The sequence below is a fragment of the Pseudomonas sp. P20 genome (assembly GCF_016463925.1).
Taxonomy (GTDB): domain Bacteria; phylum Pseudomonadota; class Gammaproteobacteria; order Pseudomonadales; family Pseudomonadaceae; genus Pseudomonas; species Pseudomonas aeruginosa.
Map to the genome: position 1 here is coordinate 1 of NZ_JAEMVM010000102.1, position 15,389 is coordinate 15,389.

At 60.9% G+C, this 15,389-nt stretch carries 11 protein-coding genes and 1 tRNA gene; all 12 read left to right on the forward strand.

Translation table 11 applies throughout. The features are described 5' to 3' along the window. Positions 1-81 precede the first annotated feature (81 nt). Positions 82-157, forward strand: a tRNA-Trp gene (locus JHD77_RS31850). Positions 158-202: 45 nt separating this feature from the next. Continuing rightward, complete coding sequence (secE, locus tag JHD77_RS31855) at positions 203-571, forward strand: preprotein translocase subunit SecE (RefSeq protein WP_003108030.1); 369 nt, start codon at positions 203-205, stop codon at positions 569-571. A 9-nt stretch (positions 572-580) separates the two neighbouring features. Further along, complete coding sequence (gene nusG, locus JHD77_RS31860) at positions 581-1,114, forward strand: transcription termination/antitermination protein NusG (RefSeq protein WP_003108028.1); 534 nt, start codon at positions 581-583, stop codon at positions 1,112-1,114. Between the two features lie 116 nt (positions 1,115-1,230). Continuing rightward, positions 1,231-1,662, forward strand: coding sequence for a 50S ribosomal protein L11 (rplK, locus tag JHD77_RS31865; RefSeq protein WP_003093751.1), 432 nt, complete (start codon positions 1,231-1,233; stop codon positions 1,660-1,662). Then, the gene (rplA, locus tag JHD77_RS31870; protein WP_003093749.1) at positions 1,662-2,357 is read left to right on the forward strand and encodes a 50S ribosomal protein L1; all 696 of its coding nucleotides are present in this window, start codon (positions 1,662-1,664) and stop codon (positions 2,355-2,357) included. The genes rplK and rplA overlap by 1 nt, the downstream gene beginning before the upstream one ends. Before the next feature lie 198 nt (positions 2,358-2,555). Beyond that, on the forward strand, positions 2,556-3,056 hold the full coding sequence (gene rplJ / locus JHD77_RS31875) for a 50S ribosomal protein L10 (RefSeq protein ID WP_003093748.1): 501 nt from the start codon (positions 2,556-2,558) through the stop codon (positions 3,054-3,056). A 78-nt stretch (positions 3,057-3,134) separates the two neighbouring features. Then, on the forward strand, positions 3,135-3,503 hold the full coding sequence (gene rplL, locus JHD77_RS31880) for a 50S ribosomal protein L7/L12 (protein WP_003093747.1): 369 nt from the start codon (positions 3,135-3,137) through the stop codon (positions 3,501-3,503). A 221-nt stretch (positions 3,504-3,724) separates the two neighbouring features. Next, complete coding sequence (gene rpoB / locus JHD77_RS31885; RefSeq protein ID WP_003093746.1) at positions 3,725-7,798, forward strand: DNA-directed RNA polymerase subunit beta; 4,074 nt, start codon at positions 3,725-3,727, stop codon at positions 7,796-7,798. Positions 7,799-7,863: 65 nt separating this feature from the next. Beyond that, complete coding sequence (rpoC, locus tag JHD77_RS31890; protein ID WP_003093745.1) at positions 7,864-12,063, forward strand: DNA-directed RNA polymerase subunit beta'; 4,200 nt, start codon at positions 7,864-7,866, stop codon at positions 12,061-12,063. A gap of 151 nt (positions 12,064-12,214) precedes the next feature. Further along, a complete protein-coding gene (rpsL, locus tag JHD77_RS31895; RefSeq protein WP_003093744.1) occupies positions 12,215-12,586 on the forward strand; it encodes a 30S ribosomal protein S12 in 372 nt (123 codons plus the stop codon). Positions 12,587-12,685: 99 nt separating this feature from the next. Then, on the forward strand, positions 12,686-13,156 hold the full coding sequence (rpsG, locus tag JHD77_RS31900; protein WP_003093742.1) for a 30S ribosomal protein S7: 471 nt from the start codon (positions 12,686-12,688) through the stop codon (positions 13,154-13,156). Between the two features lie 30 nt (positions 13,157-13,186). Then, positions 13,187-15,307 (forward strand): elongation factor G, encoded by a 2,121-nt coding sequence (gene fusA, locus JHD77_RS31905; RefSeq protein WP_003093741.1) that lies wholly within the window; start codon positions 13,187-13,189, stop codon positions 15,305-15,307. Positions 15,308-15,389 lie beyond the last annotated feature (82 nt).

A 15,389-nucleotide genomic window follows, 5' to 3' on the forward strand; every position in this document is an offset into this window, starting at 1 on the left:
GCGTGGTTGCCAAGATCATCGAATAATATCGGTTGATCTTCCCCTCTCAGGCCGGCATAATGGTCGGCCTGATTTTGCTTCAGGCCAGTAGCTCAATTGGCAGAGCGGCGGTCTCCAAAACCGCAGGTTGGGGGTTCGATTCCCTCCTGGCCTGCCAGATTTCCCAAGTAAATCTGGCTTTTCTTCACGAGATTCCTAACAGATGAATGCCAAGGCAGAAGCCAAAGAATCACGTTTTGATCTCTTGAAATGGCTCTTGGTTGCCGTTCTGGTTGTGGTTGCCGTTGTGGGCAATCAGTACTTTTCGGCTCAACCAATCCTGTATCGCGTTCTCGGTATTCTCGTTCTGGCGGTGATCGCTGCCTTCCTGGCTCTGCAAACGGCCAAGGGGCAGGCCTTCTTTAGTCTTGCTAAGGAAGCGCGCGTCGAGATTCGCAAGGTCGTATGGCCGAGTCGTCAAGAAACAACTCAGACCACGCTGATCGTGGTCGCGGTAGTGCTGGTAATGGCGCTGCTGCTGTGGGGGCTCGATTCCCTGCTGGGTTGGTTGGTTTCCATGATTGTAGGTTAAGGGTGCGCCGTGGCTAAGCGTTGGTACGTTGTGCATGCATACTCGGGCTACGAGAAGCATGTCATGCGCTCGCTGATCGAGCGTGTCAAGCTTGCTGGCATGGAAGAAGAGTTCGGCGAGATTCTGGTTCCCACCGAAGAAGTGGTGGAGATGCGGAACGGCCAGAAGCGCAAGAGCGAGCGCAAATTCTTCCCTGGCTATGTGCTGGTTCAGATGGAAATGAACGAAGGTACCTGGCACCTGGTGAAGGATACCCCGCGTGTCATGGGCTTCATCGGCGGAACTGCCGACAAGCCGGCTCCGATCACCGATCGTGAGGCTGATGCAATCCTGCGTCGCGTGGCGGATAGCGGCGACAAGCCCAAGCCGAAGACCCTGTTCGAGCCGGGCGAGACCGTTCGTGTCATCGATGGTCCTTTCGCCGACTTCAATGGTGTCGTCGAAGAAGTTAACTACGAGAAGAGCCGGATCCAAGTGGCCGTGCTCATCTTTGGCCGCTCTACCCCGGTGGAGCTGGAGTTCAGTCAGGTCGAAAAGGTCTAGCTGAAAACGCATCCCTCACCCCGCAGTCCAAGGCTGCGGGGTTTTGTCGTCACTGGGATAAACGCGAAAGCAACCGGGGAGCCTTCAGGCGCTTGTACCCGAATTTGGAGTAGCAAATGGCTAAGAAAATCCAGGCTTATATCAAGCTGCAAGTAAAGGCCGGTCAGGCCAACCCGTCGCCGCCGGTCGGCCCTGCCCTGGGTCAGCACGGCGTGAACATCATGGAATTCTGCAAGGCGTTCAACGCCAAGACCCAAGGCCAAGAGCCGGGCCTGCCGACTCCTGTGATCATCACCGTTTACAGTGACCGTAGCTTCACCTTCGAAACCAAGAGCACCCCGGCTGCCGTCCTGCTGAAAAAAGCAGCTGGCATCACCAGCGGCTCCGCTCGTCCGAACTCCCAGAAAGTCGGCACCGTTACCCGTGCCCAGCTGGAAGAGATCGCCAAGACCAAGCAGGCTGACCTGACCGCTGCTGATCTGGACGCTGCTGTACGTACCATCGCTGGCTCCGCGCGCAGCATGGGCCTGAACGTGGAGGGTGTGTAATGGCTAAGCTGACCAAGCGCCAGAAGGCGATTGCCGAGAAAGTAGTTGCCGGCAAGCAGTACAGCTTCGAAGAGGCCGCCAAGCTGCTGGCCGAGCTGTCCACCATCAAGTTCAAGGAGTCCGTGGACGTTGCCGTGAACCTTGGCGTCGATCCGCGTAAATCCGACCAGGTCGTTCGTGGCGCCACCGTCCTGCCGAACGGCACCGGCAAGAGCGTCCGCGTTGCCGTCTTCACCCAGGGTCCGGCTGCCGAAGCCGCTCTGGCTGCCGGCGCCGACAAGGTGGGCATGGACGAACTGGCTGCCGAAATGAAAGGCGGCGACCTGAACTACGACGTCGTCATCGCTTCCCCGGATGCCATGCGTGTCGTCGGCCAGCTGGGCCAGATCCTCGGCCCGCGTGGTCTGATGCCGAACCCGAAAGTCGGCACCGTGACTCCGGACGTCGCTACCGCCGTGAAGAATGCCAAGGCTGGTCAGGTACGTTTCCGTACCGACAAGAACGGCATCATCCACAGCTCCGTCGGTAAGGTCGATTTCGAGCCGGCCAAGCTGCAGCAGAACGTTGAAGCGCTGCTGGCTGACCTGAAGCGCCTGAAGCCGTCCTCGTCGAAAGGCGTGTACGTCAAGCGCGTGACCCTGAGCACCACCATGGGTCCGGGCCTGCAGATCGACCTGGCTTCCCTGGAAGCCTAAGTGAAATCGTGCAGCGGGTTCTGCCCGCTGCACAGGTATTGGGGTCCCTGCCTGGCGGGGGCTATCCAAGACCGTAGGTGGCGCAAGCCTTAAACCACAAGCCTACGCAGATGGTGCTCCCGATTCGGTTACCGAATCAGACACCAAAACGACGTCCGGCCCCGGCTGGACGAAACGGTAACATCCAGGAGTAAACCCGTGGCAATTAAACTCGAAGACAAGAAGGCCATCGTCGCTGAAGTCAACGAGGCTGCCAAAGCTGCCCTGTCCGCTGTCGTGGCCGATGCCCGTGGCGTGACCGTAGGCGCCATGACCGGACTCCGTAAAGAGGCCCGCGAAGCTGGTGTGTACGTGAAAGTCGTACGTAACACCCTGCTCAAGCGCGCCGTTGAAGGCACCCAGTTCGACGTGCTCAACGACGTGTTCAAAGGCCCGACCCTGATCGCTTTCTCCAACGAACATCCGGGCGCTGCCGCTCGTATCTTCCGTGAGTTCGCCAAGGGTCAGGACAAGTTCGAGATCAAGGCGGCTGCCTTCGAGGGTCAGTTCCTCGCAGCCAATCAGATCGACGTACTGGCAAGCCTGCCGACCTACGACGAAGCCGTATCGCAGCTGATGAGCGTGATTCAGGGCGCTACCAGCAAGCTGGCTCGTACTCTGGCGGCCATTCGCGACCAGAAAGAAGCTGCTGCCGCCTAAGTCGGCTCGCAAGCGCTTTCAATCTTATTTGTTTAATACGATGGCCGCAGGCCGTCCCCCAATACAGGAATTAGAGTCATGGCTCTGACCAACGAAGACATCATCAACGCCGTATCCGAAATGTCCGTCATGCAAGTGGTCGAACTGATCAAGGCGATGGAAGAGAAGTTCGGCGTTACCGCTGCTGCCGCTACCGTTGCCGCTGCTGGCCCGGCTGCTGCCGCTGCCGAAGAGCAGACCGAGTTCACCATCGTCCTGGCCGAAGCTGGCGACAAGAAAGTGAACGTGATCAAGGTCGTTCGCGAACTGACCGGTCTGGGTCTGAAAGAAGCCAAGGCCGTCGTAGACGGCGCTCCGGGCGTGGTGAAGGAAGGCGCTTCGAAAGAAGAAGCCGAAGCCGCCAAGAAAGCCCTGGAAGAAGCAGGCGCCAAAGTCGAGCTCAAGTAAGCGACGACCTTGCGTCTACAGCCCGAGCGTCAAGCGAAAGGCTGATGGCTGGTGGCTTTTGCCACCGGCCTTTTTCCGTTCTGGGTGGACTCGCCTCGGGCGTTCCACCCAAGACGTGAAAGTGCCCCGAGTGGGCAATGCAGGCCAAGGGGTCTGCAAGATTTTCCGGCTGCTCCCGTCGGAGACGCCAAACAAGCAGGTGACCAAGCTGGGGAACGCTGATGGCTTACTCATACACTGAGAAAAAACGTATCCGCAAGGACTTTAGCAAGTTGCCGGACGTCATGGATGTGCCGTATTTGCTGGCCATCCAGCTGGATTCCTATCGCGAATTCCTGCAGGCTGGCGCAACCAAGGAGCAGTTCCGCGATATCGGTCTGCACGCGGCCTTCAAGTCCGTTTTCCCGATTATCAGCTATTCCGGCAATGCTGCCCTGGAATACGTCGGCTACCGTCTGGGTGAGCCGGCATTCGATGTCAAGGAGTGCGTGCTGCGCGGCGTGACCTTCGCCGTACCGCTGCGCGTGAAAGTTCGCCTGATCATCTTCGACCGCGAATCGTCGAACAAGGCGATCAAGGACATCAAGGAACAAGAAGTCTACATGGGGGAAATCCCCCTGATGACCGAGAACGGTACCTTCATCATCAACGGTACCGAGCGTGTCATCGTCTCCCAGCTGCACCGTTCCCCGGGCGTGTTCTTCGACCACGACCGTGGCAAGACCCACAGCTCCGGCAAGCTGCTGTACTCCGCGCGGATCATTCCTTACCGCGGTTCCTGGCTGGACTTCGAGTTCGATCCGAAGGACTGTGTGTTCGTCCGTATCGACCGTCGCCGCAAGCTGCCGGCATCGGTACTGCTGCGCGCGCTCGGCTACAGCACCGAAGAGATCCTCAACGCCTTCTACGCGACCAACGTCTTCCACATCAAGGGCGAAACCCTGAACCTGGAGCTGGTCCCGCAGCGCCTGCGCGGTGAAGTCGCGAGCATCGACATCAAGGATGGCAGCGGCAAGGTGATCGTGGAGCAGGGGCGTCGTATCACTGCCCGCCACATCAACCAGCTGGAAAAGGCTGGCGTGAGCCAGCTGGAAGTGCCGTTCGACTACCTGATCGGCCGTACCATCGCCAAGGCGATCGTGCATCCGGCTACCGGCGAGATCATCGCCGAGTGCAACACCGAGCTGACCCTCGACCTCCTGGCCAAGGTGGCCAAGGCCCAGGTCGTGCGCATCGAGACCCTGTACACCAACGACATCGACTGCGGTCCGTTCATCTCCGACACCCTGAAGATCGACAACACCAGCAACCAGCTGGAAGCCCTGGTCGAGATCTACCGGATGATGCGTCCGGGCGAGCCGCCGACCAAGGAAGCTGCCGAGACCCTGTTCGGCAACCTGTTCTTCAGCGCCGAGCGTTACGACCTGTCGGCCGTAGGCCGGATGAAGTTCAACCGCCGTATCGGTCGTACCGAGATCGAAGGTCCGGGCGTCCTGAGCAAGGAAGACATCATCGATGTGCTCAAGACCCTCGTCGACATCCGTAACGGCAAGGGCATCGTCGATGACATCGACCACCTGGGCAACCGTCGCGTCCGTTGCGTCGGCGAAATGGCCGAGAACCAGTTCCGCGTGGGCCTGGTGCGTGTCGAGCGCGCGGTCAAGGAACGCCTGTCCATGGCCGAAAGCGAAGGCCTGATGCCGCAGGACCTGATCAACGCCAAGCCGGTGGCTGCCGCGATCAAGGAGTTCTTCGGTTCGAGCCAGCTGTCGCAGTTCATGGACCAGAACAACCCGCTTTCCGAGATCACCCACAAGCGCCGCGTCTCCGCGCTCGGCCCGGGCGGTCTGACCCGTGAGCGTGCGGGCTTCGAGGTTCGTGACGTACACCCGACCCACTACGGCCGCGTGTGCCCGATCGAAACCCCTGAAGGTCCGAACATCGGTCTGATCAACTCCCTGGCGACCTACGCCCGCACCAACAAGTACGGCTTCCTCGAGAGCCCGTACCGCGTGGTCAAGGACAGCCTGGTAACCGACGAGATCGTGTTCCTGTCGGCGATCGAAGAAGCCGACCACGTCATCGCCCAGGCTTCGGCGACCCTCAACGAGAAGGGTCAACTGGTGGACGAGCTGGTGGCCGTGCGTCACCTGAACGAATTCACCGTGAAGGCGCCGGAAGACGTGACCCTGATGGACGTGTCGCCGAAGCAGGTCGTTTCCGTCGCTGCCTCGCTGATTCCGTTCCTCGAGCACGATGACGCCAACCGCGCACTCATGGGCTCGAACATGCAGCGTCAGGCCGTGCCGACCCTGCGTGCCGACAAGCCGCTGGTGGGTACCGGCATGGAGCGCAACGTGGCGCGCGACTCCGGCGTCTGCGTCGTGGCTCGCCGTGGCGGTGTGATCGACTCGGTCGATGCCAGCCGTGTCGTGGTTCGCGTGGCGGATGACGAAGTCGAGACCGGCGAAGCGGGTGTCGACATCTACAACCTGACCAAGTACACCCGTTCCAACCAGAACACCTGCATCAACCAGCGTCCGCTGGTGAGCAAGGGTGACGTGGTCGCGCGCGGCGACATCCTGGCCGACGGTCCGTCCACCGACATGGGCGAACTGGCCCTGGGCCAGAACATGCGCGTAGCGTTCATGCCCTGGAACGGCTTCAACTTCGAAGACTCCATCTGCCTGTCCGAGCGCGTGGTCCAGGAAGATCGTTTCACCACGATCCACATCCAGGAACTGACCTGCGTCGCTCGTGACACCAAGCTCGGCCCAGAGGAAATCACCGCGGACATCCCGAACGTGGGCGAGGCCGCGCTGAACAAGCTGGACGAAGCCGGTATCGTCTACGTCGGCGCCGAAGTGCAGGCCGGCGACATCCTGGTCGGCAAGGTCACTCCGAAAGGCGAGACCCAGTTGACTCCGGAAGAGAAGCTGCTGCGCGCGATCTTCGGTGAGAAGGCGTCCGACGTGAAGGACACCTCCCTGCGTGTGCCGACCGGCACCAAGGGTACCGTCATCGACGTTCAGGTCTTCACCCGCGACGGCGTCGAGCGCGATTCCCGCGCGCTGTCCATCGAGAAGATGCAACTCGACCAGATCCGCAAGGACCTGAACGAAGAGTTCCGCATCGTCGAAGGCGCGACCTTCGAGCGTCTGCGTGCCGCCCTGGTCGGTGCCAAGGCTGAAGGTGGCCCGGCGCTGAAGAAGGGCACGGAGATCACCGACGACTACCTCGACGGTCTCGAGCGCGGCCAGTGGTTCAAGCTGCGCATGGCCGACGACGCCCTGAACGAACAGCTGGAGAAGGCCCAGGCCTACATCAGCGATCGTCGCCAGCTCCTGGACGACAAGTTCGAGGACAAGAAGCGCAAGCTGCAGCAGGGCGACGACCTGGCTCCGGGCGTGCTGAAGATCGTCAAGGTCTACCTGGCGATCAAGCGTCGCATCCAGCCGGGCGACAAGATGGCCGGCCGTCACGGTAACAAGGGTGTGGTCTCGGTGATCATGCCGGTGGAAGACATGCCGCACGATGCCAACGGCACCCCGGTCGACATCGTCCTCAACCCGCTGGGCGTACCGTCGCGTATGAACGTCGGTCAGATCCTCGAAACCCACCTGGGCCTCGCGGCCAAGGGGCTGGGCGAGAAGATCAACCGCATGCTCGAAGAGCAGCGCAAGGTCGCCGAACTGCGTAAGTTCCTGCACGAGATCTACAACGAGATCGGCGGTCGCGAGGAAAACCTCGACGAGCTGGGCGACAACGAGATCCTCGCGCTGGCCAAGAACCTGCGCGGTGGCGTACCGATGGCGACCCCGGTGTTCGATGGCGCCAAGGAACGCGAGATCAAGGCCATGCTGAAGCTGGCCGACCTGCCGGAAAGCGGCCAGATGCGTCTGTTCGACGGCCGTACCGGCAACCAGTTCGAGCGTCCGACCACCGTCGGCTACATGTACATGCTCAAGCTGAACCACCTGGTGGACGACAAGATGCACGCCCGTTCCACCGGCTCGTACAGCCTGGTTACCCAGCAGCCGCTGGGTGGTAAGGCACAGTTCGGTGGTCAGCGCTTCGGTGAGATGGAGGTGTGGGCGCTGGAAGCCTATGGCGCGGCGTACACCCTGCAGGAAATGCTGACGGTCAAGTCGGACGACGTGAACGGCCGGACCAAGATGTACAAGAACATCGTGGACGGCGATCACCGCATGGAGGCCGGCATGCCCGAGTCCTTCAACGTTCTGATCAAAGAGATCCGTTCGCTCGGCATCGACATCGAACTGGAAACCGAATAACACGTGACGCTAGACGGTGCGGCTGGTCAAGGCCGGTCGCACCGGGTCCGTGAGGAGGAAAGGCCTTGAAAGACTTGCTTAATCTGTTGAAAAACCAGGGTCAAATCGAAGAGTTCGATGCCATCCGTATTGGCCTGGCTTCGCCCGAGATGATTCGTTCCTGGTCTTTCGGCGAAGTTAAAAAGCCGGAAACCATCAACTACCGTACCTTCAAGCCGGAGCGCGACGGCCTGTTCTGCGCCAAGATCTTCGGCCCGGTGAAGGACTACGAGTGCCTGTGCGGCAAGTACAAGCGCCTCAAGCACCGCGGTGTGATCTGCGAGAAGTGCGGCGTGGAAGTCGCCCTGGCCAAGGTGCGCCGCGAGCGCATGGGCCACATCGAGCTGGCTTCGCCGGTTGCCCACATCTGGTTCCTGAAGTCGCTGCCGTCCCGTATCGGCCTGCTGCTGGACATGACCCTGCGCGATATCGAGCGCGTGCTCTATTTCGAGAGCTACGTGGTGATCGATCCGGGCATGACCACCCTGGAAAAGGGCCAGCTGCTGAACGACGAGCAATACTTCGAGGCCCTCGAAGAGTTCGGTGACGATTTCGATGCTCGCATGGGCGCCGAAGCCGTTCACGAACTGCTCAACGCCATCGATCTGGAGCACGAGATCGGCCGCCTGCGCGAAGAGATTCCGCAGACCAACTCGGAAACCAAGATCAAGAAGCTGTCCAAGCGCCTGAAGCTGATGGAAGCCTTCCAGGGCTCCGGCAACAAGCCTGAGTGGATGGTCCTGACCGTCCTGCCGGTGCTGCCGCCGGACCTGCGTCCGCTGGTTCCGCTGGATGGCGGTCGCTTCGCGACTTCCGACCTGAACGACCTGTATCGTCGGGTGATCAACCGTAACAACCGTCTGAAGCGCCTGCTCGACCTGGCCGCTCCGGACATCATCGTGCGCAACGAAAAGCGCATGCTGCAGGAAGCCGTCGACGCCCTGCTCGACAACGGCCGTCGCGGTCGCGCCATCACCGGCTCGAACAAGCGTCCGCTGAAGTCGCTGGCCGACATGATCAAGGGCAAGCAAGGTCGCTTCCGTCAGAACCTGCTCGGCAAGCGCGTGGACTACTCCGGTCGTTCCGTGATCACCGTGGGCCCGACCCTGCGCCTGCACCAGTGCGGTCTGCCGAAGAAGATGGCCCTGGAGCTGTTCAAGCCGTTCATCTTCGGCAAGCTGGAAGGTCGTGGTATGGCCACCACCATCAAGGCCGCCAAGAAAATGGTCGAGCGCGAGCTGCCCGAGGTCTGGGACGTTCTCGCCGAAGTCATCCGCGAGCATCCGGTTCTCCTGAACCGTGCGCCGACCCTGCACCGTCTGGGCATCCAGGCGTTCGAGCCGGTCCTCATCGAAGGCAAGGCGATCCAGCTGCACCCGCTGGTCTGCGCCGCGTACAACGCCGACTTCGACGGTGACCAGATGGCCGTCCACGTTCCGCTGACCCTCGAGGCCCAGCTGGAAGCGCGCGCGCTGATGATGTCCACCAACAACATCCTGTCGCCCGCCAACGGCGAGCCGATCATCGTTCCGTCGCAGGACGTGGTAATGGGTCTGTACTACATGACCCGTGAAGCGATCAACGCGAAGGGCGAGGGCATGGCCTTCGCCGACCTGCAGGAAGTCGACCGCGCCTACCGCAGCGGCCAGGCGTCCCTGCACGCTCGCGTGAAAGTGCGCATCAACGAAAAGATCAAGGGTGAAGACGGCCAACTGACCGCCAATACCCGTATCGTCGACACCACCGTCGGCCGCGCGCTGCTGTTCCAGGTCGTTCCGGCCGGCCTGCCGTTCGACGTGGTCAACCAGTCGATGAAGAAGAAGGCGATCTCCAAGCTGATCAACCACTGCTATCGCGTGGTGGGTCTGAAGGACACCGTCATCTTCGCCGACCAGCTGATGTACACCGGTTTCGCCTACTCGACCATTTCCGGCGTGTCCATCGGCGTCAACGACTTCGTCATCCCGGACGAGAAGGCGCGGATCATCAACGCCGCCACCGACGAAGTGAAGGAGATCGAGAGCCAGTACGCCTCCGGCCTGGTAACCCAGGGCGAGAAGTACAACAAGGTGATCGACCTGTGGTCGAAGGCCAACGACGAAGTGTCCAAGGCGATGATGGCCAACCTCTCGAAAGAGAAGGTCGTCGATCGCGAGGGCAAGGAAGTCGACCAGGAGTCCTTCAACTCCATGTACATGATGGCTGACTCGGGTGCGCGGGGCTCCGCGGCCCAGATCCGTCAGCTGGCAGGTATGCGTGGCCTGATGGCCAAGCCGGACGGCTCGATCATCGAGACCCCGATCACCGCGAACTTCCGTGAAGGCCTGAACGTACTCCAGTACTTCATCTCCACCCACGGTGCTCGTAAGGGTCTGGCGGATACCGCGCTGAAGACCGCGAACTCCGGTTACCTGACCCGTCGTCTGGTCGACGTGGCCCAGGATCTGGTAGTGACCGAGATCGATTGCGGTACCGAGCACGGCCTGCTGATGTCGCCGCACATCGAAGGCGGCGACGTGGTCGAACCGCTCGGCGAGCGCGTGCTCGGCCGTGTGATCGCGCGCGACGTGTTCAAGCCGGGCAGCGACGAGGTCATCGTGCCGGCCGGCACCCTGATCGACGAGAAGTGGGTGGACTTCCTCGAAGTGATGAGCGTCGACGAAGTGGTGGTGCGTTCCCCGATCACCTGCGAAACCCGTCATGGCATCTGCGCCATGTGCTACGGCCGCGACCTGGCCCGTGGCCATCGCGTCAACATCGGCGAGGCGGTCGGTGTCATCGCTGCCCAGTCCATCGGTGAGCCGGGCACCCAGCTGACCATGCGTACCTTCCACATCGGTGGTGCGGCCAGCCGGACCTCCGCGGCCGACAACGTCCAGGTGAAGAACGGCGGCACCATCCGCCTGCACAACCTGAAGCATGTGGTTCGTGCCGACGGCGCGCTGGTCGCGGTTTCCCGTTCCGGCGAACTGGCGGTTGCCGACGACTTCGGTCGCGAGCGCGAGCGCTACAAGCTGCCGTACGGTGCGGTGATCTCGGTCAAGGAAGGTGACAAGGTCGACCCGGGCGCTATCGTCGCCAAGTGGGACCCGCACACCCACCCGATCGTCACCGAGGTGGACGGTACCGTGGCCTTCGTGGGCATGGAAGAGGGCATCACCGTCAAGCGTCAGACCGACGAACTGACCGGCCTGACCAACATCGAAGTGATGGATCCGAAGGACCGTCCGGCTGCCGGCAAGGACATCCGTCCGGCCGTGAAGCTGATTGATGCCGCGGGCAAGGACCTGCTGCTGCCGGGTACCGACGTACCGGCGCAGTACTTCCTGCCGGCCAACGCCCTGGTCAACCTGACCGACGGCGCCAAGGTGAGCATCGGTGACGTTGTCGCGCGTATCCCGCAGGAAACCTCGAAGACCCGTGACATCACCGGTGGTCTGCCGCGCGTTGCCGACCTGTTCGAGGCTCGTCGTCCGAAAGAGCCTTCGATCCTGGCGGAAATCAGCGGCACCATCTCCTTCGGCAAGGAGACCAAGGGCAAGCGCCGCCTGGTCATCACGCCGAACGATGGCAGCGATCCGTACGAGGAGCTGATTCCGAAGTGGCGTCACCTGAACGTGTTCGAAGGCGAACAGGTGAACCGCGGCGAAGTCATCTCCGACGGTCCGAGCAACCCGCACGACATCCTGCGCCTCCTGGGCGTGAGCTCGCTGGCGAAGTACATCGTCAACGAGATTCAGGACGTCTACCGTCTGCAGGGCGTGAAGATCAACGACAAGCACATCGAGACCATCCTGCGTCAGATGCTGCGCAAGGTCGAAGTCAGCGAGTCCGGCGACTCCAGCTTCATCAAAGGCGACCAGGTGGAACTCACCCAGGTGCTGGAAGAGAACGAACAGCTCGGTACCGAGGACAAGTTCCCGGCCAAGTACGAGCGGGTTCTGCTGGGTATCACCAAGGCCTCCCTGTCGACCGAGTCGTTCATTTCCGCGGCCTCGTTCCAGGAGACCACCCGCGTCCTCACCGAGGCGGCGGTCACCGGCAAGCGCGACTTCCTGCGTGGTCTGAAAGAGAACGTGGTCGTGGGTCGCCTGATCCCGGCCGGTACCGGTCTGGCTTACCACAGCGAGCGCAAGCGTCAGCGCGACCTCGGCAAGCCGCAGCGTGTGAGTGCCAGCGAGGCGGAAGCCGCACTGACCGAAGCGCTGAACTCGAGCGGTAACTAAGCATCAACGACAAGCCCCGGCTATCCCGATAGCCGGGGCTTTGTCTTGACGGTGTACAAGAACCTCTTTACTATTTTGTACCCCGAAAATTGGCAGGGCGCATGCTCTGTCATTTCGTTTGTGTGTCGTAAGACAATCAGTGGAGCTATAGATGGCAACTATCAACCAGCTGGTGCGTAAGCCGCGCAAGCGCATGGTCGACAAGAGCGACGTGCCTGCGCTGCAGAACTGCCCGCAACGTCGTGGCGTATGCACCCGCGTATACACCACCACGCCGAAAAAGCCGAACTCGGCACTGCGTAAGGTATGCCGTGTACGTCTGACCAACGGTTTCGAGGTTTCCTCGTACATCGGTGGTGAAGGTCACAACCTGCAAGAGCACAGCGTAGTGCTGATCCGTGGCGGTCGTGTAAAGGACCTTCCGGGTGTGCGTTACCACACCGTGCGCGGTTCGCTGGACACCTCGGGTGTCAAAGACCGTAAGCAGGGTCGTTCGAAGTACGGCGCCAAGCGTCCGAAGTAATAGCGTTTTTATATTTATCTGAGTCGATAAGAGTAAGGTCGGGCGTAACTTGACTGTTATGGTCCCGGGCTAACCTGAAGACCGTTTGAGGGCTTATCAATGCCAAGACGTCGTGTAGCGGCCAAGCGTGAAGTGCTGGCTGATCCGAAATACGGAAGCCAGATCCTGGCCAAGTTCATGAACCACGTGATGGAAAGCGGCAAGAAAGCCGTTGCCGAGCGTATCGTTTACGGTGCGCTGGACAAGGTGAAGGAACGCGGCAAGGCCGATCCCCTGGAAACCTTCGAAAAAGCTCTCGATGCCATCGCTCCGCTGGTCGAAGTGAAGTCCCGCCGCGTAGGTGGTGCGACTTACCAGGTTCCGGTCGAAGTCCGTCCGTCCCGTCGTAATGCCCTGGCCATGCGTTGGCTGGTGGACTTCGCCCGCAAGCGTGGCGAGAAGTCCATGGCTCTGCGCCTGGCTGGCGAGCTGCTGGATGCCGCTGAAGGCAAGGGCGCAGCAGTCAAGAAGCGTGAAGACGTGCACCGTATGGCAGAGGCCAACAAGGCCTTCTCGCACTACCGGTTCTAATCGCGCTGCCCAACCCCCGAGGACCTTATTGTGGCCCGTACTACACCCATCAACCGCTACCGTAATATCGGTATCTGTGCCCACGTTGACGCGGGCAAGACCACCACCACGGAGCGGGTTCTGTTCTATACCGGCGTCAACCACAAGCTGGGCGAAGTGCATGACGGCGCTGCGACCACCGACTGGATGGTGCAGGAGCAGGAGCGCGGTATCACCATTACCTCCGCTGCCGTTACCACCTTCTGGAAGGGCTCGCGCGGTCAGTACGACAACTATCGCGTAAACGTCATCGACACCCCCGGCCACGTAGACTTCACCATCGAGGTGGAGCGTTCCCTGCGTGTACTGGACGGCGCTGTCGTGGTGTTCTGTGGCACCTCCGGCGTAGAGCCGCAGTCGGAAACCGTATGGCGTCAGGCCAACAAGTACGGCGTACCGCGCATCGTCTACGTCAACAAGATGGACCGCCAGGGCGCGAACTTCCTGCGCGTCGTCGAGCAGATCAAGAAGCGCCTGGGTCATACCCCGGTTCCGGTCCAGCTCGCCATCGGCGCTGAAGAGAACTTCGTCGGTCAGGTCGACCTGATCAAGATGAAGGCCATCTACTGGAACGATGACGACAAGGGCATGACCTACCGCGAGGAAGAAATTCCTGCGGAGCTCAAGGACCTGGCCGAAGAGTGGCGTTCCAGCATGGTCGAGGCTGCGGCCGAAGCCAACGAAGAGCTGATGAACAAGTACCTCGAAGAGGGTGAGCTCTCCGAAGCCGAGATCAAGGAAGGCCTGCGTCTGCGCACCCTGGCGTGCGAGATCGTTCCGGCCGTCTGCGGTTCCTCGTTCAAGAACAAGGGCGTTCCGCTGGTTCTCGATGCCGTCATCGACTACCTCCCGGCTCCGACCGAGATCCCTGCGATCAAGGGCGTCAGCCCGGACGACGAGACCGTCGAAGACGAGCGTCATGCCGACGACAACGAACCGTTCTCGTCCCTGGCGTTCAAGATCGCTACCGACCCGTTCGTCGGTACCCTGACCTTCGCCCGCGTTTACTCCGGCGTCCTGAGTTCCGGCGACTCCGTCCTGAACTCGGTGAAAGGCAAGAAAGAGCGCGTCGGTCGGATGGTGCAGATGCACGCCAACCAGCGTGAAGAGATCAAGGAAGTGCGCGCAGGCGACATCGCTGCCCTGATCGGCATGAAGGACGTCACCACCGGTGACACCCTGTGCTCGATCGAGAAGCCGATCATCCTCGAGCGCATGGACTTCCCCGAGCCGGTAATCTCGGTCGCTGTAGAGCCGAAGACCAAGGCTGACCAGGAGAAGATGGGTATCGCCCTCGGCAAGCTGGCCCAGGAAGACCCGTCGTTCCGTGTCAAGACCGACGAAGAGTCCGGTCAGACCATCATCTCCGGTATGGGCGAGCTGCACCTGGACATCATCGTCGACCGCATGAAGCGCGAGTTCGGCGTCGAGGCCAACATCGGCAAGCCGCAGGTTGCCTACCGTGAGACCATCACCAAGGACAACGTGGAGATCGAAGGCAAGTTCGTTCGCCAGTCCGGTGGTCGCGGTCAGTTCGGTCATTGCTGGATCCGTTTCTCGGCCGCGGACGTGGACGAGAAGGGCAACATCACCGAAGGCCTGGTGTTCGAGAACGAAGTCGTGGGCGGTGTGGTTCCGAAGGAATACATCCCGGCGATCCAGAAGGGTATCGAAGAGCAGATGAAGAACGGCGTCGTTGCCGGCTATCCGCTCATCGGCCTGAAGGCTACCGTTTTCGATGGTTCCTACCATGACGTCGACTCCAACGAGATGGCGTTCAAGATCGCTGCTTCCATGGCGACCAAGCAGCTGGCCCAGAAGGGCGGCGGCAAGGTGCTCGAGCCGATCATGAAGGTAGAGGTGGTGACTCCTGAGGACTACATGGGTGACGTGATGGGCGACCTGAACCGTCGTCGTGGTCTGATTCAGGGGATGGAGGACACGGTTTCCGGTAAGGTTATTCGTGCCGAGGTTCCGCTGGGTGAGATGTTCGGTTATGCGACCGACGTGCGTTCCATGTCCCAGGGTCGCGCGAGCTACTCCATGGAATTCTCCAAATACGCCGAAGCTCCGTCGAACATCGTCGAAGCGCTGGTTAAAAAACAAGGTTGATTCAGCCCTTTAAGTAAGAGGTTTACTGTCGTGGCTAAGGAAAAATTCGAACGTAACAAACCGCACGTCAACGTCGGCACCA